Below are 25,863 nucleotides of genomic sequence, written 5' to 3'. Positions count from 1 at the left end.
AGTGTGATGGTAATTTACCTTTATGTCATGCAGGAGAAAGGCTTACTCGTCATCGTCACTCTGATTCGACGTTGCCGGGGTGTAGTCATCCCAGTCACCGGCTTCTGGCATCGACAGCTCATCTACATTTTCACATTTCACAGCCTGATTAACGTAATTTCGCATGTCTTTTGACAGGAAGAAAGCACCAAAGTGGGCCTCAGGTGAATAGTATTTAGTGTGAATGTCGGCCTGGGTAAAGCGTGATTCCAGCTCTTCAAGTGATAGCGTGTCTATGGTGCCATTGCGTGTTGCCCAGATAAATGCATGAGAGCCGCCAAAATAGTCGTAGCAGCCACCCATATAAATGCCCGCAGGGTTGTTAAACGCCTGGGTCAAACGCGACACCATAGACTGCATCATGTAGGGTTCAAAGTACGGTGTGCCACCTTGTGCGACCAAAATCCCGTCCGCCTTAAGTGCGGTTAGGCAATTGCCAAAGAAAGATTGGGTGAACAGAGTTTCTGATGCGCCGCCATCCGGATCTGCTGCATCCAGGATGATGAGATCAAAGCAATCACTGTACTGAGAGATGATCTCTGCACCATCCCCAATGCGCAATACAAATCTGGGGTCATCAAATGCGCCGTTGTTGATCTCGGGTAAAAACTCGCGGCTTAACTGAATGATTTGTTCATCAATGTCTACCATCACAACGTTTTCGACGCTCTTATGCTTTAAGACTTCACGAGCACTGCCGCCGTCTCCGCCACCCACAATTAGCACGTTTTTAATGTTGCCGTGAAACAGGATTGGGACATGCGCCATCATTTCATGATAAATGTGCTCACCCTTGGTGGTGACCTGAATACCGTCGTCTATGCGCATTACTTTACCCAGGTGACGGGTTTCGAAGATGCTGACATCCTGGAACTCGGTTTCTACGTCGACCAAATCTTTCTCTGAACGAAGTGCAATGTGAACACCACTTGTCATTTGCTCGTAATGCCAATTAATCTTAGTCATGTGCGTGAATACTCCGTTGTTATGCGGTTTTAAGGGTTGCGTGTAACTGGTTATCTAACAGGGGCTGAAATGCTCCGGTGCGACTCACAGAGCCACCCCGGGTGAGGGTATTAATGACCATTCGGCCCGGCTGAAAACACGCCTCTATCACTGGCAGACACAGTTCAGGCTGCGCTTCACCACACATAAAAATGTCCATGGCAGCAAAGTTGTACTCCGGCCAGGTGTGAATAGAAATATGGCTTTCGGCCAGAATGATCATGCCCGACACACCGCCGTTGGTTTCAAATGGGTGTAAATGGGTTTTCAAAATGGTGGCGTTTGCAGCGTTCGCACACTCAATCATCATCTTTTCTATGTGCGCTTCACCTATCAGGTTAGAAGCATCAAACAGGTCGACAATAATGTGCTGACCCAAAGGGTAAACCGACTGTGACTCTGGTGAGGGGATAGTCATATGTTTCCTCAGTGCTGTGTGATTGCCGCTTGAGTGGCCAGGCTTTGGCCAGTGAAACAAGCATGTTGTGAATGCAGACATTCCATCATTGAAATGTGCAACGAGTGTGGAGTCAGGCATGCATGCTGAAGCAGACGGGTTAGTATGCGGCAGGTGGTTATTACAGTTCTTATTAAAAACACAGTGCGCTCAGCAGGTTGAGACTTCAAAAAACAAGCGACAAGCACTGAAAAATGGCGCGTTGTTTTGACTTGGTGTTTAAATATAAGTCTGACAATTTTGTTCCAGACAAAATTGTCGAACCCTGGTCGAGGGTTCTCACCCACCTTCTCATTCGTGAAGCGTTTTATTTCAGGCATAAAAAAACCGCCAATAAAGGCGTTTTTTCATTATTAATGGCGTGTGCACAAGAGTGAGGGATTCGTTTTCGGGCATAAAAAAACCGTCCACAATGGGACGGTTCTCTTAAAAGCAATGGCGGAGAAGGAGGGATTCGAACCCTCGATAGGGCTACAAACCCTATACTCCCTTAGCAGGGGAGCGCCTTCAGCCACTCGGCCACCTCTCCGGCGCAAAAACTTAAAAATGGCGGAGAGATAGGGATTTGAACCCTAGATACGCTATTAACGTATGCCGGTTTTCAAGACCGGTGCTTTCAACCACTCAGCCATCTCTCCATGGGCAAAGATAATACTTAGCGAATTTAGCGCTGTAAATAGTTTTTGAATTGTTTGCTTAAATTTTGTGCGGATATGTGCAGTTTTTTACGACTTTGGCCGATTTGTGGCCGATTCGGTGTGTTTTATGATATTGAAATAGGTGTACAGAGATGGGAAGTGAGCATGATCGGTTGGGGAGATCATGCTCGAGACAGACTTACTTATACATAACCACCTGACTTAACATCAGTTGTTTACCCATGTTATTTAACCAAGCCGTTAGTTTAAAGCGACGCTTGATAACTGGCGCTTCGACTGTGTTTAGGGTGGTTTGCGTGTTGCTGCACGCTGCAGCTGAATTAAGCATGTCTGACTCCTCAAAATTTTAATGTAATGTTTGTCTGTATCGACATGGTTATTTTGCGTGCATTGTGGCTAAAAATAAAACGATAAAAATTGCTGGTGAGAGATTAGAAAAACTAATGTAAAATGTGTTTTCTATTCATTTGATAATCTTTAAATTGGTTTTTTATTCACTTGCTCGAATAGCTGGTTTTGTATTTTTTATCATTAAAACAGTGTCTTGTTGTTTTATTTCTGTTTTTGTTGATGTTGTTGTGGGTAATTATTCAGATAAGTTGATTTTGTTATTTTGGGGGTTGTTTGTTAGTTGTATATAAACCGGGAAGTGGGCGGAAATTGCAACGCCATGTACGTTGGTTACGCGCGCAGGCTGAGCAACGCCAGATCACCCTCAGCTGGTATGAGACAACCGGATTTTATGGCCGGGACAATGAGGCGATCCGTTTGCTGCTCCAGACTGAGTCATCGGTGGTGGTGGTCGGGGGCGATGGGACCATCAACCTGGTTGTCAATGCGATGTGTGGAAAGTCGGCTCAGCTGGCATGTCTGCCAGCAGGCACGGGCAATGATTTTTGCCGTCAGTTTGGTTACACAGAAAAGCAATGGCGTGAGACGGTCTTTTCATCGCACAGTATCGCATTAGACCTGGGCGCAATAGGCGAGCGCTGTTTTGTAAATATTGCCGGAGTGGGATTTAATGCCGACGTTGTGCAAAGCCTGCGAGGACAAAAGCATGGCGGGGCACTGAGCTATGTCTGGGGCGGCCTTAAACAGTTGTTTTGTGCGCCAACCATTGAGCTCAAAACGGCTCAGGGCAGGGGCTTAACACAGGGCATGATGTTACTTTTGGCCAATGGCCGTTTTTTTGCTGCCGGGCTGCAACCTGCACCTTTAGCACAGTTGCAGGATGGTCAGTTGGAGTGTGTGTGGTTTTCTGCCAAAACCTGGTGGCAGCGGCTGATTGTGTTTGCGGCGATGCTGGTGGGATGTCATCAGCGCTTACCCTGGGTGCACCGGGAAAAGCGCACCCAACTGGATATTGTGACGCCGGGGCTGGCCGTGGAGGCAGACGGCGACCTGGTGGCAACAACGCCGGTGACGATCCGCAGCCTGCCTGGGGCCATACAACTCAGGAGTTTGCCCGGGACGGCGTCGTCGGGCTGAGCCAGGCGCGAATACGCTGGTACGGTGTGAGTACGATGGCGTTACCAATCAGGACCAAAGAGAATCCGATAAAGGTGTTGAGTTGCCAGACAAACCCTTCAAACCAGGTACTGAGTGTCACTGCGACCAGCGGAAATAGCACAATCAGGTAGCTGGCTTTTTCCGGACCAATGTTTTTTAGCAAGTGGAAGTAACAGGCAAACGCGATCACTGTGCCAAACACCGACAGGTACAATAATGAGCCCCAATATTGCGCATCGGCCTCAATACTAAACTGTAATGGGCTGAACGCCACATAGCCGCCTAAAAATAGCGCGCTATACAGCATACCCCAGGCATTCCCCTGCAACACCCCAATCTGGCGATTGGAATTACGCACACTGACCATGTTACCGAGCGAGGCGATAAACATACCAGCCAGTGCCAGCAGCAACCCGATGAAAGCGTCGCTGTTGAGATCGGCATTGACCAAGTCTTGCCAAAATAAGCTGACGATGCCACCGAGCCCCAGTGCTGCACCAAGGTAGATGCGGCCCGCAATGGGCTTGGCAAAAAACAATCGGGTATTGACGATATTAGCGACCAGTAATAGTGAAAAGGCAATGGAAGCCATTGCGGAGGTCAGGCTGCCTTGCGCCCAGTACAGGAAGAGGTAATTTAAGCCAAAGTTACCCAGTGCCAGCAGCATAAAGAAGCCATGATCCGTGAGTGAGTATCGCATCGGCGGGCGTTTGATCAGCACATAACACCACATGCAAGCAGCAGAGATTGCGAAGCGGTAAAACAAAGAGACCACTTCGTCTACCGTACCCAGCTGGAATTCGATCGCCAGCCAGGTGGAGCCCCAGATCAGGACGGTAATCGTATACAGAAAAACGTTATTCATTCTTTTAACTCACAAGAAGGACTAGTCAGCGTGGCCAGTTTAGCGATATATTCTGTATATGCTAGATACAAAAAATGTGTTTTTATACCTGTACAGATGAATCATACGACTTTAAAGCCTGGTTACTTATATCAGCAAGTGATTACCGTAATACGTGACATGGCCGAACAGGGGTTGCTCAACCCGGGCGATAAATTACCGTCGCTAAGGGCCATGGCAAGCCGGTTGCGGGTCAGTATTCCCACCGTTCAGCAGGCTTACCAGCACCTTGAAATGTCGGGTCAGATTGTGGCGCGTGAGAAGTCGGGGTATTTTTTGCAAGATGGTCAACAGGCGGCGACACCACAGCGCAGCAAATTACCGGCTAAGCCTGTGATGGTAAACAAGCAGCAGCTGATTGAACACGTGTATGAAGGGATCCATTTGTCGGATGTTGCCCCGCTGGGGCTGGCAAACCCGGTTGCAGCGTCAAGCCCGCAACAGGCGCTGGCCAGAAGTATGCGCCAGGCAATGCGACAGGCTCAGGCGCGTATGCTGGACTATGGAGCCATTGATGGCCTGAAGATGCTTAAAGCACAGGTGGTGCAATATTATCTGGCATTGGGACTGACGGTGAATAGTGATGAGCTGATCATCACCAATGGTGCCCAGGAAGCGATAGCCATTGCGCTACAGTGTGTCACTCAACCCGGAGACATAGTGGCCATTGAGTCACCTTGTTACTTTGGGATTGTTGAGCTGGTCGAAAACCTCGGTCTGAAAGCGATCGAAATTCCCGTTTGTCCGGATGATGGCATTTGGCTCGATGATCTCAGTGCCGCTCTGGCGCGGCATCCGATCAAGGCCTGTCTGTTCTCAACCAGTATCAATAATCCACTGGGCAGTCAGATGCCTGAATCTCGCATGCAGCAGTTGTTGCAGCTGCTCCGCGCGCACGATGTGGTGCTGATCGAAGATGATGTATATGGAGACCTGTATTTTGGTGAGCAAAGAGTCAGGCCTGCACAGTGCTTTGCTCAACCGGGTGAGGTACTGACCTGCTCGTCGTTTTCTAAAACGGTGGCGCCAGGCTATCGTGTTGGCTGGATGCTGGCAGGGCCACACAGCGCCCGGGCAAAGCGCTTTAAGCGGGCACTGAGCTGCTCTGCACCTATGATGAATCAATGGGCACTGGCAGACTTTATGGCCAGTGGTGAGTTTCAGCGTCATTTGCGACAACTTCGTAAGCGCCTGTTTGATAATAAGCAAAAGATGCGCCTGGCGGTTCAGAAGTATTTTCCTGACCATGTTCGTGTCAGTGATCCCAAAGGGGGATGTGTGTTATGGCTGGACCTGGGGGAAGAATATGACGGTGGGCTGTTTTTTCAGCTGGCCCTGCAGGCGGGGATCAGTGTCGCACCCGGTGCGATATTCAGTGCCTATGAGCGGTACCGAAGTTGTGTGCGGATCAGCTACGGTTTACCCTGGTGCGATAACATGGAAGGTTATGTTCGCACCCTGGGTGAGTTGGTAGCTCAGGCAAAAAAGCAGCCACACATGAAATAAGTAGTTAGCTTAGATAAGTGTGGCTGACTGCACAGGGATAACCGGGGCTTAGCGATAAGCGAATAACTGATACCCTTTCATCTGGGGGATCATTGCACTGAGCTGTGACTCCTGCTCTGCGATGGATTTGAAGTTGCCACACAAGGCATCAGCCTGCTGTTCCAGCACGTCTGCCTGATATGCGATTTTATGTTCAATCTCGGTACCCAGATTTTCCATCCGTTGCTCGAACCGCGCCATATCGCCACCTGAGCTGACCATTTCAGATCCGATAGCAACCAGCAGGCTGCCTATGGATTCCATCATGGCACCTTCAACGGCTTGCTCTATTTTTTCTTCAAACTGATGCTCAAAGTGTTCACCAAATTCATTAAAGGTTTGTTCACCCATCACGAAAGTACCTTGCTGATAAAACGCGCCTTCGATTTCAGTGTGCAGCTCATCCATCAGGCCTGACAGCGACTCGAAGCCATGCAGATTAAAGGCACTGGCGACTTCCTCAATGGCAACGCCGGCCAGTTCCACGCCTTGCAATGCAATACTAGCGACTTTGGGCAGTTCGCCTCTGAGGGTATCCGCATATGCTTGCATGGCCACGCGTTCATCCTGGCTCAGTGACACGGGTTGATCCGCGATATAAAGAAAGCCCTGAGCATCTATCATCAAAGGCTGACCTGAGCCGTTTTTGATGTACACCTGATCGGGCGTAATGTGTACGTCGTTTTTAAAATCGACGGCACATTCATCTGTGCTGACAGAAAAGTGGCTATCTGAATGGGCAGCGACCTGAGTGGACAAAACCAGAGTTGAAGCAAGCAGCATGGTTTTCATAATGTGTTCCTTGATGTGTTGATGACCAGTATGAAATAACAAGAACAATGCCACTTTATTATGTTGTTGATAGATAATGGGTTTTGTCATTTTTATCTCTGAGGTGCGGTATCACTTTGTCGGTAATATGACCAAAAAGTGGTGGTTTTAACCAGAGTGTTGCGTGGGGAAGTTGGCAATAAAAAATTTTTATCGTATGGATAAAAAAGACTTGCTTTTCAGCGCCTGCTTTTAGCGCTAAATACTAACTTATGCAGCGTCATCATAGTGTGAACTGCTGGACTATTTTGCATAATTAAGTTTGGAGCTCATCGTGGGTAAAACATTTTCCTATGATCCGTTAGATGATGATTATGAAGACGACTTTGGGTCGTTGGATAAAGAACTACAGGCACAGCAAAAGAAACAGGTGAAACGTCGCCTGGATGATTATCTGGAGCAAAAACGCCTGAAGCGTAATCTTGGCGAGGACGATTTAGACTTTTTAGATGACTGAACCTGAGTGGCTACTTGGTTAGGAGCTAGGTGCACATGATATGTGCGCCGTGATACAAGGTAAAATCATAAGGCAGCAGAGGCTGCCTTATTGCTATTTACTGCTTAGTCTTTAAATGAGTTGTGGCAATCTTTACAGCCTTTCGCCCAATTCTTAAATGCCGCGCCAATGACTTTTTTGTCGCCTGACTCTGCTGCAACAGCCAGCTTTTGTGCGTAGTCTGCAAAAGCTTGTGCTTTTTTATCAAACGTTGCTCTGTCAGACCAGATGGCCGGTAGTGCGTCTGTTGCCCCCTTGTCTGAACCTGCCGGGAAGGCTTCCCATGGCATCGCTGATAAATGCGCAGCGTTGTTAGCACGTTGCTTAAAACGTTCAGCATCAAACGGGACTTTACCTTTGAGCATGTCACCCATATCACCAATCTGATAACGGATCAGTTGAAATGCCGCTTTACGGTATTCGATAGCGTCTTCTGGTTTTTCGAATAGTGAGCTTGCCTGTACATTTAAAGACAGTCCGGTTAATAAACTTGTTAATAATAGTGTAGTTCTCATTTCGACCCCTTAATTAAAAAAACTGCCTCTTTTCTATGCCTTTACAAAAGATATTGCAAGTCTCTTAGACGAGTTCGGAATTATGAACTACCTTTGATAATCAAATTGTGTGTATTTTGTTCATCTTGCTTTACAACAGCCTCAATATGACAACATTATTGCGGGTTGGTTTACGTTCGTTTACAGTTTTAAAGTCCTTTATAAACAGTGAGTTGTGTGGCAAGTTGTGATTTGAATGAAAAGTTTGTAACTTCTTTGTTTGTTTAATATTGTAATTAACAGGCGAGTCACACTATATTGATGGGCGAATCTACTCTCTAAAACTAAAAGAAACATCTTTTACACAACAAGTCCTAGGGGAAACTATGGCCAAGTATTCATTTAAAGCCACCGCGGTAGCATCTGCTGTCTCAGGTGCATTGATGGCAGCATCTGCAACGGCTGCAACCGTTCAGGTTCAACCAAGCACATCACTTAAAGTCAGCCAGGTTGCATTCGAACAAGGCAACACCGCTGAAGCGCGCACCAACGCATACCTAGTCGTTATGAAGCAAAACACGGCTGTAGATCTGGTTGCTAAAGGCGTATACAGCGAAGCAGCAGCAAAGCATACATTTGCTAGCGTACAGGCTGCTCAGTCTAACCTAAGACAGCAAATTCAACAGCTTGACTCAGGTGCTAAGGTACTTGGCGCAACTAAAGTACTTGCTTCTACTCTGATTGTTGAAGCATCAGACAGCACACTAGATAAGCTACGCAACAATGCTGCCGTTGAGCGCATTTTACCACTGAGAGATTCTCGACTGTTTGTTGAAGAAAGTTCAGGCTACATTGGTGCTGACTCAGTAAAACAAAACCTGGGCGTAACTGGTGAAGGCGTTAAAGTTGCTGTACTAGATACTGGTATCGATTACACGCACAAAGTGTTCAATGAAGCGGCTGGTACCGTTGAAGCGTATGAAGCTGAAGCGGCTGATCCGACAACAGTTGCTTGGCCACAAGGCCAGGTAAAAGGTGGTTATGACTTCGTTCGTAACGACGCTGACCCGATTGAAGATGATCCAAGATTCCGTGAAGGTGCGACCGAACTGACTGACCATGGTACGCACGTATCACACGATGTAACGGGCATTTCACCTGACGTTGAACTATATGTGTATTCTGTATGTGGCGGCGGCTGTACCTGGGCTGCACAGATCAGTGCACTTGAAGCGGCAATGGATCCAAATGGTGACGGCGACATCAGTGACCGTGTAGACCTGATGAACATGTCACTGGGTGGCGAGTTTGGTAATACCTACACAGGCGACGGTACGCAATACCTGATCCAGCGTGCGGTAGAGCTGGGTACTAACATGATCATCGCGGCCGGTAACGATGACGACATTCCATTCCGTGTTGGTGGTCCAAGTACAACGCCAAATGCAATATCTGTTGCGTCTTTGACTCACCCAACTTTAGAGAGTTTGTTCGATAAAGGGTCAACGGTTGCTGGCGAAGCTACGGTCGTTCAACCAGCAAGCTTTGGTCCTATCGTTGATTTTGAAATTACTCAAGACACCGCGGAGTTGGTTTACCCAGAAGTAAATCAAAATGGGTGTACTATCCCACCTGAAGATGGTGCTGACCCAGATGCGAAAGGAACCAATCCATTCGCCGATATGGACTTTACTGGTAAAGCAGTACTGATTGACCGTGGTGCCTGTGCTTTCACTGAGAAAGTACTGAATGCGCAAGAGCGTGGCGCAGTATTTGTACTCATCGCAAACAACAATGATGACGGTACACCGGCCCCTATGGGTGGAAGCGATGATGCCGTGACTATCCCGTCAGCAGGTCTGAATTTTGCAGCGGGTGCAAAACTCAAAGAGCAAATGAAAGATGGCGGCAAAGCCACTTACAGTGTCTCTGCCGTTGCTAAAACGTCTCAGGGCGGCGTATCTGACTTCTCTTCACGTGGTCCTTCAATGGACGGTTTGTTGAAGCCTGAAATTGCGGCACCTGGTTCAAGCATTTTGGCGGCAGCGCCATCTACCGGTGACCAGCTGCACAGAATGTCTGGTACATCTATGGCGAGCCCAATTGTGGCGGGTGCCGTAGCCCTGATGAAAGAAGGTCGTCCTGAGCTGGATGCTTTTGAAATCAAAGCCATGCTGATGAACACTGCCAACCTGGATATCCATGTTGATTCACTGAATGTTGATCCTGAGTCACCATTAGCACCAATCAGCCGTATCGGTGCCGGTCTGGTAGATGTTGAAAAAGCGATGGCTTCGCCGGTTGCTGCGTGGAGCTGGATTTCTGAATATGAAACAAATCAAGGCGCATTGTCATTTGGCTTTGACGTGCTTGAAGAAGTTACAACTTACACCAAAACAGTTGAGCTGAAGAACTTCTCTGATAAGCATAAGACTTATAACCTTCGCATCGAAGCGCGTTATGACAATGACGAAGATGCAGGTGCGCTAAGCTGGGAATACCCAGAGGAAGTGACTGTTCCTGCGGGTCAAACGATTGCGTTTGACGTATCTGTGACAGTTGATCCTGCTCAGCTACCTGAGTGGGGCATGACTAACCCGCTATCAGCTGATGACCTTGGCCCTCGTACTGCTGCGTTGACCTTGTCAGAAATGGACGGTGCGCTGGTATTTAACGACGTTGAAACTGAAGGTGACCACGATCTACACATGGTTTACCACATGTTGCCTAAAGCGCATGTAGGCCTCGATCTACACCATGAAATGGTTAATGGCGAGCCGATGCTGGTTGCAATGAACAACGGTTACAGAACAGTTAACCCACTGGCAGATCAGCTAGTTGCTGTTGGTGAAGAAGCGAGCGAAGAAGAAAAAGCCTTCAACATCCTGGGTACAACGTTCAATGTGTTTGCCTCAGAAGGGTGTACAGATACAGGTCTATTCTTCACGGCATCAATGAAGTTGCGTGATGATGTGACACATCTGCGTCAAGCTGGTTATCAGATGAATCTTGATACCAACAATGACGGCACTTTTGACTATGCACTATCGATTTACAACGATGTAGGTCGTAGCGCTGCGGTACCTGGTCGTGGTCGTACCGTATCAGGTCCAATTGTAGATGGTGCTCCATCATGGCAATTCTTGACGCCGATGTACCATGAGACAGGCTCAAGCACGGTTACCTTCGCTGGTTGTACCGACCTTATTGGTCTGACTTCTAATGAGCTGGGCAACGAAATGAGCATCGAAGCGCAGGTTGGTTGGGATAACTACCAGCTTGGTATCAGCACAGTAACTGACTCACTGACTGGTAACGCAATCTTCGGTACTTCAGCTGCAACGTTAGTAGATGCAGACGGCAACGCTGTAAGATCGCTAGCGCCGGGTGAAAAAGCGTATGTGAATACAGCAGCACCATTTGCAATTGCAGAAGCAAGCGGTACTGAAATTCTGGCTGCGGTAACTGAAGAAGTACTGGCTGGTCCAGATGCTGCGACGCCTCCTGCGATTGTAAGCATGATGCATGAGACGCCTGAGCACACAGAAACAGGTACGGTGTTAGGTCAGGTAGAGCTTGTAGAGCAAGAAGGCACAGTTGATGTTTCTGAATTCTATGTCCGCTTCCAGTCTAATGAAGGCATCACAGTAACTAAAGAAGGTGACATTGTTGTAACCAACGGTGACCTGCTAGATTACGATGCTGGCGTACATCAGGTTGAGCTGGTTGTTGTAGCGATTGACGTACAAGGTAACGTGTCTGAGCAAGGTTACATCACAGTGATGATTACCAACGAAGCAGATACGGTTGAAGAGCAGACACCAGTTATTGCTCCTGACCAGACCTTTGAAGTGATGGAAAATGCAGAAGAAGGCACTGAAGTTGGCATGCTGATGGTGATGGATCAGGACGATGACCTGGTATCTTTCAGCGTTGAAGGCAGCTCTTCATTTGCAATCGATGAGGAAGGTTACATTACAGTTGTTGGTCCTATCGACTACGATGCAAGCGACATGATCACGATTAAAGTTACTGCGCACGATAAAGCGGGTAACATGTCCGAGCCTGTAGCGGTTGTTTTCTACATCCTTGAAGACGAGTATGAAGGTACGCCAGTTGTTGAAATGAACCAACGTTTCTCAGTGAACGAGAATGCTGCAATCGGTACTGAGATTGGCCGACTAGCATACTCTGATATTGATGGTGACGTGACTCAGTTCGTAGTGACAGGTACTAATCTGGTGTCTATTGACGAAGACGGTATCATCACTGTGGCTGGCGACATTGACTTTGAGTACGAGCGTGTAATCAAGTTCAACGTTGTAGCTGTAGATGAAATGGGTAAATCGTCTGAACCTGTGATGGTTGAAGTTCGTGTGAACGACCTGACAGGTGGTGATGATAATGATGACGACGACTCAGGTTCACTGGCTTGGTTGACGTTACTTGCAGCTCCGTTTGCAGCACTACGTCGCCGTAAGCGTAAATAAGCAGCTAATACATCATTAGTTGAAGAAACCGTCTCGGGGTAACCCGAGGCGGTTTTTTTATAGGGTTACTTTTATACTATTGGTGTTTTGGGCACCCTGATATTGGCTTTGTCGGTTGTGAGTAATACCCATTTGCTTAATTAAGTGTTCTATCTTGAGGCGAGACAATAGGGTCGATAATACTGCTATCGTTGAGGCACTTAAGTCCACATAGGCGAGGCAAAAATTTGCGAATTGATACCTTAGGTAAAGGTTTTAAATGAGAAACTTTTAACGCCGTTAGCGTGATAGGTGCTCCTTGAAATAGAACAGATATTGTTTGAACTTGGTATAAAAGACGGTCAGGGTTTAAAGGAATGGCGTCAGGCTGTTTATAGCCTGACTTATGCGTTTACGGACACGTGCCTGGAGTGGCTGAGGGTACTCTGTGCCGGGTTATTCCCCGATATCTTTAAAGATCATACCCCGGCGCATACTCCGGGTGGCCAGAAATACTTCGGCGAGTAAGGCTAAAAAGGCGCAGATCAGTAATAGCATAGCGGCTATAAAGCAGCTCGACAGGGTCACGCCCAGCGACAACGAATAAAGGTGGGAAATAAACAACACCATGACGACGGCGCACACCAGCAGTGCAGAGAGTACACTCATGCTAAAAGCAATGTGAATATAGCGTGAGCGTTTGAGTAATGCGCGCATCTCGCGGGTGAGGTGACCTTTCAGCTCTTCGTCCGGACTGTTGTTTAACTTTCGATCCAGTAATCTGGCTCTGTCGGTGATCCGTGCCAGCCGATTTGACAAGACACCCAATGTGGCTGCAATTCCTGTAATTAAAAAAACAGGTGCAACGGCCGTTTGGATCACCTTCGCCATCGTCAGTATGCTTACTACATCCGTATTCATTACCAACGTACCTGTTCAATAATACCCGCCTGTTCGCCAATCAGTGTTTTTACAACCTGATTTTGTTTATTTAGCATAATCAAACGTGGGATCCCCTTATTGGCATATTGACTGTAAATGGCTCTGTCGGGGTCGGCCACTATGTTAAAGTCGATACCAAAAGAGGTGCGGAAGGCCTTTAAGGTCTCGACATCTTCTTCGCGGCCTATGGCAATGATTTGTAATTGCGGATCGGCTAATAGTTCAGATGCTTTTAATTCGTTCAGCGTACGCTGAGAGTCCGAGCACCAGCTGGCAAACAGGATAATCAGCTTGTTTCCCTGAGCTAACTGGACGGGCTCACCGTCTATATTGATTAGCTGAGTGTGCCTGAAAGTGTCGCCGGGATTGATATAAGTTTCATATCCCTTGGGGTGAGCGTCTGGCAATGAGGTGGCATTACAGGCACTCAGTTGACTGCCTAGCGCGGTTACGAGAGCGACGATAGTGAGAGGTTTTATCATTATTATGGTCCTTGCGGTACAATACCCTCATTAATGCGTATTTTTAAGGTGAGCGCAAGTTTCAGTGGTGTCTGAACTGCTGCGATGAGACAGGCTGTCATGGCATCCTGGCAGACCAGCACCGAGTGTAATTGCTATGTTGTATATCTCTTTGTTTTTTTCGGCCCTGATCTCCGCCACCCTGCTGCCAGCTTCTTCTGAGTTGTTGCTGTCCGGATTGGTGGTAAAGCAGCAGGGAGAGCTGTTTTTACTATGGCTCAGCGCAACCACCGGCAATGTGCTCGGTAGTGTGATTAATTATTACCTCGGTACCATTGTCAGCCGGGTAGAAGACAAGCGCTGGTTTCCTGTTTCCAAACCGGCAATGAGCAAAGCGCAACATCAATTCGAAAAATATGGGGTATACAGTTTGTTGTTTGCCTGGGTGCCCGTAGTCGGAGACCCTCTGACTCTGGTTGCGGGCGTCTTTAGAACCCGGTTCAGTCTCTTTCTACTGTTAGTCGCGGCAGGTAAGGGGTTGCGTTACGCAGTGGTAATAGGGCTGGCAGCCGGTTTTATGTAAGTGGCTGCCAGAGTATGATCAGACGGGTTTACGCCATTCGAGCGTCAGTGACACGGAATCCGCAAAGCGCAGCGCATGAGGCTTATCGACCTTCACTTTCGCATAGCTCACATCAGGGTGTTGGTGGCACTCTGTCAGAATGTCTGCGACCAGTTTTTCCAACAACAGAAAGTGGCCTTCCTCTACTTTAGCGATCACCGCTTTGGTAATGGTTTTGTAGTTCAGTGCATGGCCAACTTCATCGTGAAACAAACACTCCGCATCGGCCGGATAGTGGATCTCGATGTTGATCACAACATCTTGCTTTTTCTCTCTTTCTTCCTGATTGAACCCGATGAAGGTGCGTAACCTTAGGTTGGTAATATTGATGATCGCCGTGTGCATAAGCGGTCCTTAGCGTTTTAGTAGTTGTAAGAATTCATTACGTGTTTTGGCATCTTCACGGAAGTTACCCAGCATCACTGAGGTACGCATCTGCGAGTTTTGTTTTTCAACGCCACGCATCATCATACACATGTGTTTCGCCTCAATAACCACACCAACACCACGGGCACCGGTCACTTCCTCCACGGCTTTAGCGATTTGATGCGTAAGTTGCTCCTGGATCTGAAAGCGACGCGCATACATGTCCACGATGCGTGCAAACTTAGATAAGCCTAACACCTTGCCATTAGGAATGTAAGCGATGTGGGCGCGGCCAACGAATGGCAACAGGTGATGTTCACACATAGAATAAAGCTCGATATCCTGGATCAGGACCATGTCATCGGCATCAGAGCTGAATACGGCGTTGTTGGTCACATCACTGAGCTCCTGACGGTAGCCCTGAGTCAGGTATTCCATGGCCTTGGCAGCACGTTTGGGGGTATCAAGCAGCCCTTCACGGTCTTTGTCTTCGCCTACGGCGGTGATGATCTGTTGGAAACTGCTTTTTAATTCGTCATGCATAATAAAACTCACTGTAGTTAATTCGCTCAGGCCTGCTATTTCAGGTGGCGGCCTCCGTCCACGGCCAAAGTGCGGCCGGTGATGTAATTACTTTTACGCAGCAACTCTACGGCGTCGATCACTTCGCGACAGCCAGGTTCAATACCCATAATGGATTTTTTCAGAGTTTTCTCTTTGTACTCGTCGCTGTCATCGTCATTAAAAATGATCAGAGACGGGGCGACGGAATTCACTTTGATATGCGGCGCATACTTGGCGGCAAAAGAGCGGCTGAGGTTATCCAGCGCAGCTTTGCTCGCGGCATAGGCGATATGTTTCGGGCTGCCTTTTTCAACCACATAATCGGTGATATGAATAATGTCGGCCGTACCTGGGTAGTTTTGCAACAAAGGTGCCAGACCCATATTGAGCAGATACGGCACTTTGGCATGAATATGCATCATGGCATCGAATAAGGCATTGTGATCCAGGTTCAGTGCTTCACAATCCCAGCTTGAGGCATTATGTATCACCGCGCGCAATGTATCGGTATGTTGCTTAACTTGGGCAATCAGCGACGCGATTGCGTCTTTCTGATTGAAATCTACCTGGATACAGATCACGCCTTGTTCTGTCAGGGTATCTATGATCGGGCGTTGTGTGCGATAGGTCATGATCACTGGAATGTCTTCAGCGATAAAGTGCTGAACCATTGCCAGACCAATACGCTGTGCGGCTCCGGTGATTAAAATGGGCGCTGTCATTGGCATGTGTCCTTTTTTGCAGAGTTAACGGGTGGCGGGTGACCCCGCGACTGTACCCGTAGTGCGTCTGGCCTTGTACGTGGTGTATCGCAGGCCAGATCACTGAGACTATGTCGGGGTATTACTCATCGTCGTAAATAGTGGGGATGGGCTGACGCTTGTGCTGGGTCTTTTGATAAATATCAATCAGCAGTTGCTCGACATCCAGGCTAATGGGCTTGCCTTCCAGGAAGTCATCAATGTCATCATAGCTCAGACCCAGGGCTTCTTCGTCCGCGAGGCCCGGGCGGTCGCACTCCAAATCTGCAGTGGGGGTTTTATGGACCAATGACTGAGGTGCACCCAGATGATCAGCCAATGCCCTTACCTGGCGTTTAGACAGGCCAAACAGTGGCGCTAAATCACAGGCACCATCTCCAAACTTAGTATAGAAACCGGTGATATTCTCAGCACTATGGTCAGTACCGACTACCAGGCCGCGTGTCAGGCCGGCGATTTCATACTGGGCAACCATGCGTTGTCTGGCTTTCACATTGCCTTTCACAAAGTCGACCAGGGCTGCGCTCGGCAGCTCGGTTTCAGTGGCTTGCATTGCTTGAATCGCTTGCTCATGCATGGCGTCAGCTGCAGCTTTAATATTGACTGTTAAGCGCTTTGTGGGTTGAATGAAAGATAGGGCCTGTTGGGCTTCATCTTCGTCAGCCTGGGTACCATATGGTAAGCGCATGGCAATAAACTGATAACCCTGTCGGCCTTGCTCGGCATTCAGTTCATCAATGGCCAGTTGGCACAAACGGCCACAGGTAGAAGAGTCAACACCACCACTGATCCCCAGTACCAGGCTGTGACAATGGGCTGAGATCAGCGTTTGTTTGATAAACTGAACACGTCGGGCGACTTCCGCCGCGACATCAATGGTTGGCTGAACTTTCATTTCAGCAATGATAGCTTCACGCATGGGATTTCCCTCTGGCCAACGTTATGTTATCTGGCTGGCCTAAATATGATTGATTGCCCTAAGTTTACTTGAAATTGTTACCAATTAGATCTGTTTCTTACCCTGATTGCGTGGTTACAGACCAAGATGTTGCTTGATAGTCTGAAGTTCCTGCTTAAGCTGATCGATTTCCTGTAACAGCTCATCCAGGTTTACAGCGGGTTCAGTCGCGCTGCTCTCAGCCTGTTCCAGGTCTTCTGTATCGCCGAATAAGTGTTGGTAGCGTGCCTCGCGTTTGCCAGGCTCTCTGGCCAGGCGAGTGGCGAGTTCTTGCTGTATGAGCTCATTCAGTGCGGTCTCAACTTCAACAACCGTGCTAAATTCGGCTAATCGGCCGCTGCGGGTACGTAGTTCGCCAGGCGTCTGTGGTCCGCGTAATAGCAGCAGACAGACAATGGCGCGTTGTTGCTCTGTGAGTTTCAGACTACCAAATTCGCTATTACAAAAGCGATGTTTGTACTTACTTACTCGACCGGATAAACCCTCATCACAAACGACAATACGTTTTTGTTCGAGTTGTGTCAGAGTGTCCAGAACGTCTGACTCAGACAAGGCCATGACCGGCTCGCGATTAGATTTTTGGTTACAGGCATTAGTCAGCGCGTTAAGTGATAAAGGGTACTGATCGGGGGTGGTGGTTTGCTTTTCCAGCAGACAGCCGATGATCCGTTGTTCAATCTTGGATAAGTTCATCTCTATTCCCTATATGAAGTGCTATGATACTTTGCAGCAGATCAGGTTGATTTTCATGACTTTACTCTATGCGATTTGCACGACCTTGCATAGTGGCCTCAGGTGAATAGCGGGTATTTTCAATGTGTGACTCGGCACGCTTTGGTTTCATCTACCCAACGCTGCAGCATTTTGCTCAGTGCGGCAAAGTTGATTGGTTTGCTCAGATAGGCATCCATACCGGCAGCCAGACATTTTTCTTCATCGCCTTCCATCGCATTGGCTGTGAGGGCAATGATAGGCGTTTGCTGGTGTTGTTCTCCTGCCACGCCGGCACGGATCTCTTTGGTCGCTGTGTAGCCATCCATTTCGGGCATCTGGCAATCCATCAAAATAATCGCATAGGCCTCTTCGCGGACTTTAAGGTGTTTAATGGCAGCAAGGCCATTATGTGCGCAAGTGACATGTGCCCCCAACTTCTCAAGCAGTGTGGTTGCCACAGTTTGATTTATCTTGTTGTCTTCTACCAGTAGGATATCCACATCCAGGCAGACGTCCTCTGTGGTATTCGCTGCCAGCGGTTCTTTGCGTTTAACTAAGGATAGTGCGTTGGCAGGAGTGAGAGGACAGAGTAATAAGTTGTTCGCTGAGAACTGCGGCCAGGCCTGGGTTTCTTGCATGGTATGGCACAACAGGGCATAGCTGAGTTGTTTGGCTTTGATGTGTTTCAGCAGATTTTTGAGATCCGATTCAGGCGTCGTACTTAGTACCTCTGTGGCAATGATCAGAGCAGGTTTGTGTGAGGTATCTGCATCGTATGCTGCAAGCATCTGTGCAACGCTTTCAAAATGCTCTGTGGGTATATGCCAGGCATCCAGCATGTGTCGTGCAGCGAGATCGGACGGAGAGTGCGAATCTATCACATACAGGCTGTCATTGTTGGTATCGAGTGCCCGAATAGGCTGTGGCTCTTCGAGCGCAACATAAAATGTGAACGTGCTGCCTATATTTGGCTTACTATAGGCATTCAGTGCCCCACCCATTAGTTCGCACAATTGTCTGGCAATGGTGAGGCCTAGCCCGGTGCCACCAAACTTGCGGGTGGTGGAGGGGTCGGCCTGAGTGAAGGAGTCAAAAATTTTGCTTAATTGTTGCTTGCTTATCCCGATCCCTGTGTCTTCAACACTGCACCACAGGCGAGACTGCTCACTGGTTCGTTCCGTATAACAGGTGAGAGTAACTTTCCCTCCTTCGGTAAACTTAACGGCATTGCTGATCAGGTTATTGAGGATCTGCTTGAGCCGGTGGGGATCTGTTTTGGCATATTGATACTGCATGTTTCGGCTATCAATGAATAACTCGGTCTGCTGGTCGTTTGCACGAGGTGCAAAGGCAGCAAAACAGTCACTAATTATTTGGATCAGGTCACATTCGATTTGTTCAATATTGAGCTTGCCAGCCTCAATTTTTGAGAAATCCAGTATGTCGTTAATAATGGTGAGCAGAGATTCTGCTGAGCTTTGCGCCAGCGCCAGGTTACGTTGCTGTGTGTCGGTCAGCTGCGAATTGCCCAGGATCTCGAGCATGCCAGTGATGCCATTCATGGGCGTGCGAATTTCATGACTCATACTGGCCAGAAAGTCCGCTTTGATTTTAGCGGATTGCTCTGCCAGCTCTTTTTCTATGATCGCTTTGCGCTTAGCCTGCTGTTGTTGCTGGCCACTAAACAGGCTGGCTAACATTGCAGCGATGGCCTGAATAAAGCGCCGATCACTGTCAGTCCAGTCGGGGTAAGGATCGCCGTATTCAGTGCACAAAATGCCACAAACAGCACCGCGATGAAGGATAGGGATGATCAGCATCGCTTCGACTTCAAACGGCTCAAGGTATTGATCAGCCAGAGGCCGGGTTATTGGGTGTTTAGTGGCGGTGCTTGCTTCTATGAGCTGCTTGCTGAGTACCGCCGAAAACAAGCCGGGTAGTGTCGCTTTGCGCCAGGGCGGGAAATGTTGCAGGCTGTCTCGTCGAGTATTGCTGAAGCACGTGGGGTAGAGCTGAGCATGATCTTCGCTAAGCAGCCAGATACTGGCACGTGATGCGCGGGCAGCCTGGCAAACCGCATCGGTGCACAGCTCCTGTGCGCGTTCTGTGTGATTGTTAAGGATGGCTTCATGCGTACTGAGTTGTGCCAGCAATTCATTGTTCCTGGCCACTTTTTCATGTTCTATCGCCATTAGTTTACGGTCATTGATGTTTTGCACCGAGCCAAATACTTGTAACGTCCAGCCATTTTCTTGTTTTGCCTGCGCTTTAATGAGCACCCAGCATTCCAGGCCTTTTTGTGGCTGAACAATGAATTCATCCTCAAAGGGCCTGCCATGTTTGATTGCCTGGTTCATGTAATCCTGAAACTTCTTGCGATGGGGACCCTCTTTAAAGAACTCAGTGCTGCTCATCCAGGTTGGCTGATAATAGGGTGAGATGGCAAAAATCTGACGTGTGACTTCCGACAAAGTGATTTGATGACTTGCCAGATCAACAGACCAGGCACAACCTGGGCCAGAGAGCCCATGTTGGTTAGTGCACTGGTTTTGCTTTTTAGCTCGGAGAGTAAGCGTGTGTAAAAGGAAAAGGCGAACAAAAAGAACAGCACTATGGTCAACAGTGCCAGGCGAAATGGCCATAAGGCGGCGGAAGAGGCTTTCCAGCCGTAACGCGGAGCAGCGTATAATACCCAGCTACCCGATGGGACATGGATCGTGAAAGCAAGGGGGTTATGCTCTTGTATCGTGGGTGACCCATAGAAATATTCACCACTGTCACCCAAGCCATTTCTGCCCTGAATGGCAATCAGGTAATCACTCTCGAGGTTATTCAGCGACACTTGTTCGTACAGTTTGGGCATATCAATCACAACCGACAATAGCCCCCAAAATGTGTCATTATCAACATAGACCGGGATGCGGGCGATCAGCGCCACCCCGCCCTGTACCAGCTCAAGCGGGCCAGTCAGTACAATGGTGCGGGAGTCTCTGGCTTTGATGGCGTCTTTTTTCTGTTGTGGGTGAGTGAGGTAGTTGAGCCCTATCGCTTTTTTATTTTCTTCGAGCGGATATATCATTTGCAGCACCATGTCTGGCGCGGCGCCAACATTGCGGAGCACTTTGCTGGTCTCAAAGAGCGGCGCTGCAAAGCGTTCAAACTGCTTTTGATCGAGGTGTTCTTGAGGTGCCAGTGCAATGGCCAACCCCCGTACCAGTTGAATATTGGCGGCCAGTGTTCCTTCTAGTTGAGTCCGATAGACATTGAGTTCTTCAAATGTGCGGTTTTTTTCGACTTCGATCAGGCGACGTTCGTTCACCCCATCTATGTACCAGCCAGCTGCCAGGATCACCAATAGTAATCCCCCCACCATAAAACGGGTTAAAAAAGCTTTCCTTGACGACAGCACGTGTATGGTCTGCATGTGAACGTGAAAAAGTATCCTTGAATCATTTAACTATAGTTGTCTGTGTGAAAACTCGCCAAGACTCGGACGAATTTATGATGGAAAAACCTTCCGCTTGCTAACCTTTGATACCTATCTGGCCGTCTTTGTTATTGATTAGACTTCGCGGGGTTAGATGTCACTGACATGTAATGCAATCGAGCTTAATTAACGCTAAGCTGGCTAAGGTCATTAATCAATCAAGTGAGGGAAAAATATGCTGATTTGGCTGAAACGCGGGATAGCGGTGCTGGTGTTACTCGCACTGGCTGCCAGTGCAGTGGTATATGGCATTTTATCACTGAGTTTGCCCGCGCTCGATGGGCAGGGTCAGTCGACGGCGTTGAGTGCAGAAGTGACACTGGAGCGGGATGCGATCGGTCAGGCCGTGATCACCGCGCAGAACCGGCAGGACGCTGCCTTCGCGCTCGGCTTTGCGCATGGTCAGGATCGTTTCTTCCAGATGGACTTGTTGCGCCGTAATGCGGCCGGTGAATTGAGTGAATTATTTGGTGAAGCAGCCCTTGGACTGGACAAGCGGTTGCGGTTTCATCGCTTTCGTGCCCTGAGCCAGCGTATATTACAACAGCTGCCAGTGTCAGAGCAGCATTTGCTGGCGAGCTACTCTCAGGGTGTTAATGAAGGGCAAGCGCAAAGTGGCGTGCAGGGCTTTGAGTACCTCCTGCTCGGTGCAGAGGTCCGGCCCTGGCAACCAGAAGACAGCTTGTTAGTTATTTTTAGTATGTACCTGGATTTACAAGAAAGCACACTAAAAAGAGATGAATCACTCATTCTAGTTGAATCCTTACTTGGGAAAGAAATGAAGCATTTTATTATCCAGCCAAGTAATTATCAGGCAGCACTCGATAATAGTGAAGTCATCAAAAGTGACGCTAAGGTGCCTTATTTAGGCGACATTGCTAAATATGATAGTGTGACGCACATCGAAGAGCTTTCAATTTTTGGAAGTAATAACTGGGCTGTAACAGGACAGCATACTAAAACAGGGTCAGCAATGCTTTCTGATGATATGCACCTGGGCTTAAACACACCTGCTATCTGGTATCGCGCTCAGCTTAATTATGACACCGCCGAAGGCGAGGTGATCCAGGTGTCCGGGGTCACTTTGCCAGGCGCGCCAGCCGTGGTTGTGGGCAGTAACAGCCAGGTAGCCTGGGGATTTACCAATGGTTATCTGGATACGGCTGACTGGATCAAGCTGGACCCAAAGGCCGACAAGACCTGGCAAGTCACAGAGCAGCTTAACTTACCGGATGGCAGGAGTGAGGCGTTTACCCTGACATTAAGCGAGTACGGGCCGGTTAAGCAGATCCGCGAAGAAGCGTATGCATTGAGTTGGGTGGCACATCAGGATTATGCGGTTAATTTAGGGTTGCTGGGACTGGAGTCCGCAGGGACGGTAGATGAGGCACTGGAACGCGCTGCGCAGATAGCTATTCCGGTCCAGAATATGGTGGTTGTGGACGCCCAAGGGAATGCGGCCTGGTATCCTACGGGGGCTGTGCCAGGGCGTGCTATACCGAGCGACACAGCAGTTCCTAGTCAGGCATACAGCGACAACTGGCAACGTAATGAAACGCATCGACCGATTGTTAAAAACCCAGCTCATGGCAAGATTTGGACCGCCAACTCACGGGTGGTATCGGCACCGCAGCATCAGCGTTTCGGTGATGGCGGCTATGCACTGGGCGCGCGGGCTGTGCAGATCCGTGATCGCCTGATGACGCAAAGTCAGTTTGATGAAGCGGATTTTATGCGTATGCAGCTCGATAATGAAGCGCGCTTTTTGGCTCCCTGGCATGAGTTGCTGAGTACGCTGCTTGCCAATCAGGGCGACAGTTATGCGCGAGATAGCGGTTATTTGTCTGACTGGCAAGGCTGTGCCTGTCCTGAATCGGTTGGTTATACCCTGGTCAGGCGCTTTCGAGATCATACCCTTGATCTGCTGTTTGCACCGGTAGAGCACACTCTGCAACAAGTGGATGGCAGTCTGTCGCCCCTGAAGCGCTATCTCGAGCCTGCAGCATGGCAATTGATCCACGAGCAACCCGCGCACTGGCAACAGCAGTACAGTGATTGGGATGCCCTGTTGCTGGCCGCTTATGAGTTGGCTAAAACGCAGCTACGTGAGACTGAAGGTCGGGATATGGCCGCGTGGCAATGGGGGCGGGTCAACCAGCTTGAAGTGAAGCATCCGTTTAGCAGGCAAATTCCGCTGCTCAGTGGCTTGCTTGATATGCCGGTGGTGGCAGGGTTTGGCGACAGTTATATGCCAGCGGTACAAAAGCCGGCATTTGGCGCATCTCAACGTTTTATCGCCCAACCTGGTCATCTTGATAAAGCGATAATGAGTGTCGCTGGTGGGCAAAGTGGTCATCCGCTGTCACCCTTTTACCGTGCTGGCTTCAGCGCCTATGCGCAGGGCGAAGCAGTCCCTTTATTACCCGGGGCCATTAATCACCGTATCACATTTACACCGATCAACTAGTTGGTGTGGGCCGCAGTCACTCGATTGCGGCCCTGTGCTTTACTGGTGTAGAGTGCGTCATCGGCCAGCTGCAAAGTGACGGAAAAAGGCAAAGCGGTATGCCACAAAGCCACGCCAAAACTCATGGTTGCAGTGAGTTCTTCGCCATTAAAGCGCTGCTTCTCAAGGGTTTGTCGCAATGTTTCAATACGTATGAGTGCTTCTTCCTGGGTACAATCAACCAGCACGAGTAAAAACTCTTCACCGCCCCACCTGACGGCGATATCCTGATCGGTGACATGCTCACGCAAGATATCAGAGACGGTTTGCAGTACTTCATCCCCCATATCATGACCCAGTTGGTCGTTAATCTGTTTAAAATGGTCGAGATCGGCCATGACCACACAAAGGCTTTGTCCGTTGTGTGCACAGCTGCTGTGCGCTCTGAGTATCAGTTCTTTGGCATAGCGACGATTAAACAAATTTGTGAGTGGGTCTCGGGCTGCCAACTTAGCTAGCTGGCGACGCTGAATAAAGGTACTTTCGCGAACATGGCCAATGACATAGATCATAGGTAAGCCGCACACGAATACATTGATAAAGTGAATAGAGCGGGCATACTCCTGAAATAAAAAAGGGGTATTTACGGAGCTGTAAAGCTCAAACAGCAAGGCAAACAAGACAATCATGCTGAGAGACAGAACAATGGCCAGTCGTAACTTTAGCTTCATATCCAGCAGCAACATGCAGGCGATGGTCCACAGGTAATATTGGAAGCCATAATCCATCCCTAACGTGGCACACACCAGCACCGAGTGTCCCGTCACTTCGACACAAAAAACCCGCAGTGCCAGGTGGCTGTGACCCCGGTTAAGCAGGTAAATCCCCGTTGCCCAGGCTGCAACGCTGGCGATGTTAGCGATGGACAGGATATAGACATGGCTGTACCAAAAAGCAAAGATAAACAGCAAATGTAAGCATAAACAATAGTAAGCGACTTGCTTAAACAGCTTCACTTTGACCAGCTCTACTTCATCCGGCTGACTATAAAAATGTTGCGCAATCGGCACGTAAGGCACTCTGTTGTCATTGTTGCAATATCTTCAGTATAGAAAGTGCCGGCGTTTTTTCCCTGAAAATTTATGTCAGACCAGTTACCTAACTCATCATTACCAGGATTGCAGCCAGTGCGATGAGTAGTAACCCCAGGGTATCACGCCGGGCAACCGGGGCTTTTAGCCACCACACTGCGATGGCAAGCGAAAAGAATACTTCGATCTGACCCAATGTTTTAACATAGGCAACGTGCTGCAGACTCATGGCACTAAACCAGCCAACAGAGCCGATACAGCTGGTAGTACTGATGGCACAGGTGAGTCGGCGGTGTTGCCAAAGCTGACGCCAGGAGTCTGCCTCCGCATAGCTCAGGTAGCAGGCCAGTATTAAGGTTTGACAGGATAGCACCAGTAACAGCACCCAGGCCGCGCTATGCGGGAAGGGCAACTGGGTGGCGATACTGGCTTCTCGGACCCACAAAGAGGTGAGGGCAAAGGCACCGCCACAGGCAAGTCCTAACAGGGCTGTCGTCAATTGAAAGTGGCGCAGTGTCACACCGCTGAGTAACAGCACCGCAATACCCCCCAGCAAGACACCTATCCAGCCCAGCGCGCTCAGATGAGATCCGAAAAAGACCATCCCCAGGATAGCCGCCAATAGAGCCTCACTTTTTGCCAGTCCCACACCGACTGCATAATTATTACGTTTGAACAATACCACCATGAGTCCGGTTGCAATGATCTGCATAATGCTCGCGCCTGCAACATAGCCTATCAGTGTTGGGTTCAGAGTGAGTGCGGGTGCTGCTTGCCAGTGATACAGGCCCAGCAGGTATAACGCGGCCAGGGGCGTGGCCAGCAGAAAGCGGGCCAGTGTGACGCTGGCAACGCTGGCGTGTTGACTCAGGCGGCTTTGCAGCGCATTACGCCAGGCCTGGCTGAAAGCGGCCAGGCAGGTAAAGGCAATCCATTCCATATTTTTCGGCTTTGATGAATATCGGAACACTGAAACTAACCGGACCTGCACAGAAATGCCAGACCCTTGAAAAATATTCAGCATAACGCGTGGAAATGATGGT

At 48.9% G+C, this 25,863-nt stretch carries 23 protein-coding genes and 2 tRNA genes; 6 read left to right on the top strand and 19 right to left on the bottom strand.

Annotated features, from left to right (window positions below):
- Positions 1 to 42: 42 nt before the first annotated feature.
- The 5 genes from speE to IY568_RS18180 form a co-directional block, all read right to left on the bottom strand.
- Positions 43 to 1,005, bottom strand: a complete 963-nt coding sequence (gene speE / locus IY568_RS18200) for a polyamine aminopropyltransferase (RefSeq protein WP_138538822.1) — start codon at positions 1,003 to 1,005, stop codon at positions 43 to 45.
- A gap of 19 nt (positions 1,006 to 1,024) precedes the next feature.
- Positions 1,025 to 1,462, bottom strand: coding sequence for an adenosylmethionine decarboxylase (speD, locus tag IY568_RS18195; protein WP_125564193.1), 438 nt, complete (start codon positions 1,460 to 1,462; stop codon positions 1,025 to 1,027).
- Positions 1,463 to 1,937: 475 nt separating this feature from the next.
- A tRNA-Ser gene (locus tag IY568_RS18190) sits at positions 1,938 to 2,030 on the bottom strand.
- 18 nt (positions 2,031 to 2,048) lie between these two features.
- Positions 2,049 to 2,139, bottom strand: a tRNA-Ser gene (locus IY568_RS18185).
- 199 nt (positions 2,140 to 2,338) lie between these two features.
- Positions 2,339 to 2,488, bottom strand: coding sequence for a hypothetical protein (locus IY568_RS18180; RefSeq protein WP_155946211.1), 150 nt, complete (start codon positions 2,486 to 2,488; stop codon positions 2,339 to 2,341).
- 296 nt (positions 2,489 to 2,784) lie between these two features.
- Between IY568_RS18180 and IY568_RS18175 the strand changes: the two genes are divergently transcribed.
- Entirely contained in the window at positions 2,785 to 3,648 is an 864-nt protein-coding gene (locus tag IY568_RS18175; protein ID WP_228553438.1) for a diacylglycerol/lipid kinase family protein, read from the top strand.
- Here the strand turns inward: IY568_RS18175 and IY568_RS18170 are convergent.
- Positions 3,614 to 4,534: a DMT family transporter gene (locus tag IY568_RS18170; protein WP_138538819.1), complete on the bottom strand. Its 921-nt coding sequence runs from the start codon at positions 4,532 to 4,534 to the stop codon at positions 3,614 to 3,616. The genes IY568_RS18175 and IY568_RS18170 overlap by 35 nt on opposite strands.
- Positions 4,535 to 4,630: 96 nt before the next feature.
- Between IY568_RS18170 and IY568_RS18165 the strand changes: the two genes are divergently transcribed.
- A complete protein-coding gene (locus IY568_RS18165; RefSeq protein ID WP_171045096.1) occupies positions 4,631 to 6,079 on the top strand; it encodes a PLP-dependent aminotransferase family protein in 1,449 nt (482 codons plus the stop codon).
- Between the two features lie 48 nt (positions 6,080 to 6,127).
- Here the strand turns inward: IY568_RS18165 and IY568_RS18160 are convergent, their stop codons facing one another.
- A complete protein-coding gene (locus IY568_RS18160) occupies positions 6,128 to 6,910 on the bottom strand; it encodes a DUF2884 family protein (protein WP_194868352.1) in 783 nt (260 codons plus the stop codon).
- A gap of 313 nt (positions 6,911 to 7,223) precedes the next feature.
- Between IY568_RS18160 and IY568_RS18155 the strand changes: the two genes are divergently transcribed.
- Entirely contained in the window at positions 7,224 to 7,406 is a 183-nt protein-coding gene (locus IY568_RS18155) for a PA3496 family putative envelope integrity protein (RefSeq protein ID WP_125564184.1), read from the top strand.
- A 104-nt stretch (positions 7,407 to 7,510) separates the two neighbouring features.
- Here IY568_RS18155 and IY568_RS18150 read toward each other — a convergent pair whose 3' ends face one another.
- Positions 7,511 to 7,960, bottom strand: coding sequence for a c-type cytochrome (locus IY568_RS18150; protein ID WP_049864369.1), 450 nt, complete (start codon positions 7,958 to 7,960; stop codon positions 7,511 to 7,513).
- A gap of 365 nt (positions 7,961 to 8,325) precedes the next feature.
- Here IY568_RS18150 and IY568_RS18145 point away from each other — a divergent pair, with 365 nt between their 5' ends.
- On the top strand, positions 8,326 to 12,429 hold the full coding sequence (locus IY568_RS18145) for a S8 family serine peptidase (protein ID WP_194868325.1): 4,104 nt from the start codon (positions 8,326 to 8,328) through the stop codon (positions 12,427 to 12,429).
- A 435-nt stretch (positions 12,430 to 12,864) separates the two neighbouring features.
- Here IY568_RS18145 and IY568_RS18140 read toward each other — a convergent pair whose 3' ends face one another.
- Together IY568_RS18140 and IY568_RS18135 are read right to left on the bottom strand one after the other, a co-directional pair.
- On the bottom strand, positions 12,865 to 13,329 hold the full coding sequence (locus IY568_RS18140; RefSeq protein WP_125564180.1) for a DUF2721 domain-containing protein: 465 nt from the start codon (positions 13,327 to 13,329) through the stop codon (positions 12,865 to 12,867).
- Complete coding sequence (locus IY568_RS18135) at positions 13,329 to 13,832, bottom strand: TlpA family protein disulfide reductase (protein ID WP_194868324.1); 504 nt, start codon at positions 13,830 to 13,832, stop codon at positions 13,329 to 13,331. The genes IY568_RS18140 and IY568_RS18135 overlap by 1 nt, the downstream gene beginning before the upstream one ends.
- Before the next feature lie 136 nt (positions 13,833 to 13,968).
- Between IY568_RS18135 and IY568_RS18130 the strand changes: the two genes are divergently transcribed.
- Positions 13,969 to 14,394 (top strand): YqaA family protein, encoded by a 426-nt coding sequence (locus IY568_RS18130; RefSeq protein WP_125564177.1) that lies wholly within the window; start codon positions 13,969 to 13,971, stop codon positions 14,392 to 14,394.
- An 18-nt stretch (positions 14,395 to 14,412) separates the two neighbouring features.
- Here IY568_RS18130 and folX read toward each other — a convergent pair whose 3' ends face one another.
- From folX to IY568_RS24880, 7 genes are all read right to left on the bottom strand, one after another.
- Entirely contained in the window at positions 14,413 to 14,778 is a 366-nt protein-coding gene (gene folX, locus IY568_RS18125; protein WP_125564175.1) for a dihydroneopterin triphosphate 2'-epimerase, read from the bottom strand.
- Between the two features lie 9 nt (positions 14,779 to 14,787).
- Positions 14,788 to 15,342: a GTP cyclohydrolase I FolE gene (gene folE, locus IY568_RS18120; RefSeq protein WP_058796844.1), complete on the bottom strand. Its 555-nt coding sequence runs from the start codon at positions 15,340 to 15,342 to the stop codon at positions 14,788 to 14,790.
- A 35-nt stretch (positions 15,343 to 15,377) separates the two neighbouring features.
- Positions 15,378 to 16,085, bottom strand: coding sequence for a dihydromonapterin reductase (folM, locus tag IY568_RS18115; protein ID WP_194868323.1), 708 nt, complete (start codon positions 16,083 to 16,085; stop codon positions 15,378 to 15,380).
- A gap of 121 nt (positions 16,086 to 16,206) precedes the next feature.
- Positions 16,207 to 17,043 (bottom strand): ammonia-dependent NAD(+) synthetase, encoded by an 837-nt coding sequence (nadE, locus tag IY568_RS18110; RefSeq protein ID WP_125564171.1) that lies wholly within the window; start codon positions 17,041 to 17,043, stop codon positions 16,207 to 16,209.
- Between the two features lie 114 nt (positions 17,044 to 17,157).
- Positions 17,158 to 17,775 carry a YceH family protein gene (locus tag IY568_RS18105; RefSeq protein ID WP_125564169.1) on the bottom strand — a complete coding sequence of 206 codons (618 nt, stop codon included), beginning with the start codon at positions 17,773 to 17,775 and terminating at the stop codon, positions 17,158 to 17,160.
- Positions 17,776 to 17,894: 119 nt separating this feature from the next.
- Complete coding sequence (locus tag IY568_RS18100) at positions 17,895 to 20,267, bottom strand: ATP-binding protein (RefSeq protein ID WP_228553436.1); 2,373 nt, start codon at positions 20,265 to 20,267, stop codon at positions 17,895 to 17,897.
- Positions 20,207 to 21,220, bottom strand: coding sequence for a CHASE domain-containing protein (locus IY568_RS24880; RefSeq protein ID WP_228553435.1), 1,014 nt, complete (start codon positions 21,218 to 21,220; stop codon positions 20,207 to 20,209). The genes IY568_RS18100 and IY568_RS24880 overlap by 61 nt, the downstream gene beginning before the upstream one ends.
- A gap of 238 nt (positions 21,221 to 21,458) precedes the next feature.
- Here IY568_RS24880 and IY568_RS18095 point away from each other — a divergent pair, with 238 nt between their 5' ends.
- Complete coding sequence (locus IY568_RS18095) at positions 21,459 to 23,750, top strand: penicillin acylase family protein (protein WP_194868322.1); 2,292 nt, start codon at positions 21,459 to 21,461, stop codon at positions 23,748 to 23,750.
- Here IY568_RS18095 and IY568_RS18090 read toward each other — a convergent pair.
- Together IY568_RS18090 and IY568_RS18085 are read right to left on the bottom strand one after the other, a co-directional pair.
- Positions 23,747 to 24,799 carry a sensor domain-containing diguanylate cyclase gene (locus IY568_RS18090; RefSeq protein ID WP_230090606.1) on the bottom strand — a complete coding sequence of 351 codons (1,053 nt, stop codon included), beginning with the start codon at positions 24,797 to 24,799 and terminating at the stop codon, positions 23,747 to 23,749. The two genes, IY568_RS18095 and IY568_RS18090, sit on opposite strands and share 4 nt — an antisense overlap.
- A gap of 88 nt (positions 24,800 to 24,887) precedes the next feature.
- Entirely contained in the window at positions 24,888 to 25,760 is an 873-nt protein-coding gene (locus tag IY568_RS18085) for a multidrug transporter (protein ID WP_194868321.1), read from the bottom strand.
- Positions 25,761 to 25,863: the final 103 nt, after the last annotated feature.

Origin of the sequence: Pseudoalteromonas sp. PPB1, from assembly GCF_015356275.1 — a bacterium.
GTDB classification, from domain to species: Bacteria; Pseudomonadota; Gammaproteobacteria; order Enterobacterales; family Alteromonadaceae; genus Pseudoalteromonas; species Pseudoalteromonas rubra_D.
The sequence above is the reverse complement of the archived record's forward strand: the minus strand, read 5'-3'. Positions and strand labels throughout refer to the sequence as shown.

Excerpts from the sequence above, each read along its gene's own strand:
- speE (WP_138538822.1), bottom strand. The coding sequence starts at position 1,005 with ATGACTAAGATTAATTGGCATTACGAGCAAATGACAAGTGGTGTTCAC.
- speD (WP_125564193.1), bottom strand. The coding sequence starts at position 1,462 with ATGACTATCCCCTCACCAGAGTCACAGTCGGTTTACCCTTTGGGTCAG.
- IY568_RS18180 (WP_155946211.1), bottom strand. The coding sequence starts at position 2,488 with ATGCTTAATTCAGCTGCAGCGTGCAGCAACACGCAAACCACCCTAAAC.
- IY568_RS18170 (WP_138538819.1), bottom strand. The coding sequence starts at position 4,534 with ATGAATAACGTTTTTCTGTATACGATTACCGTCCTGATCTGGGGCTCC.
- IY568_RS18165 (WP_171045096.1), top strand. The coding sequence starts at position 4,631 with ATGAATCATACGACTTTAAAGCCTGGTTACTTATATCAGCAAGTGATT.
- IY568_RS18160 (WP_194868352.1), bottom strand. The coding sequence starts at position 6,910 with ATGAAAACCATGCTGCTTGCTTCAACTCTGGTTTTGTCCACTCAGGTC.
- IY568_RS18150 (WP_049864369.1), bottom strand. The coding sequence starts at position 7,960 with ATGAGAACTACACTATTATTAACAAGTTTATTAACCGGACTGTCTTTA.
- IY568_RS18145 (WP_194868325.1), top strand. The coding sequence starts at position 8,326 with ATGGCCAAGTATTCATTTAAAGCCACCGCGGTAGCATCTGCTGTCTCA.
- IY568_RS18140 (WP_125564180.1), bottom strand. The coding sequence starts at position 13,329 with ATGAATACGGATGTAGTAAGCATACTGACGATGGCGAAGGTGATCCAA.
- IY568_RS18135 (WP_194868324.1), bottom strand. The coding sequence starts at position 13,832 with ATGATAAAACCTCTCACTATCGTCGCTCTCGTAACCGCGCTAGGCAGT.
- IY568_RS18130 (WP_125564177.1), top strand. The coding sequence starts at position 13,969 with ATGTTGTATATCTCTTTGTTTTTTTCGGCCCTGATCTCCGCCACCCTG.
- folX (WP_125564175.1), bottom strand. The coding sequence starts at position 14,778 with ATGCACACGGCGATCATCAATATTACCAACCTAAGGTTACGCACCTTC.
- folE (WP_058796844.1), bottom strand. The coding sequence starts at position 15,342 with ATGCATGACGAATTAAAAAGCAGTTTCCAACAGATCATCACCGCCGTA.
- folM (WP_194868323.1), bottom strand. The coding sequence starts at position 16,085 with ATGACAGCGCCCATTTTAATCACCGGAGCCGCACAGCGTATTGGTCTG.
- nadE (WP_125564171.1), bottom strand. The coding sequence starts at position 17,043 with ATGCGTGAAGCTATCATTGCTGAAATGAAAGTTCAGCCAACCATTGAT.
- IY568_RS18105 (WP_125564169.1), bottom strand. The coding sequence starts at position 17,775 with ATGAACTTATCCAAGATTGAACAACGGATCATCGGCTGTCTGCTGGAA.
- IY568_RS24880 (WP_228553435.1), bottom strand. The coding sequence starts at position 21,220 with ATGCAGACCATACACGTGCTGTCGTCAAGGAAAGCTTTTTTAACCCGT.
- IY568_RS18095 (WP_194868322.1), top strand. The coding sequence starts at position 21,459 with ATGCTGATTTGGCTGAAACGCGGGATAGCGGTGCTGGTGTTACTCGCA.
- IY568_RS18085 (WP_194868321.1), bottom strand. The coding sequence starts at position 25,760 with ATGGAATGGATTGCCTTTACCTGCCTGGCCGCTTTCAGCCAGGCCTGG.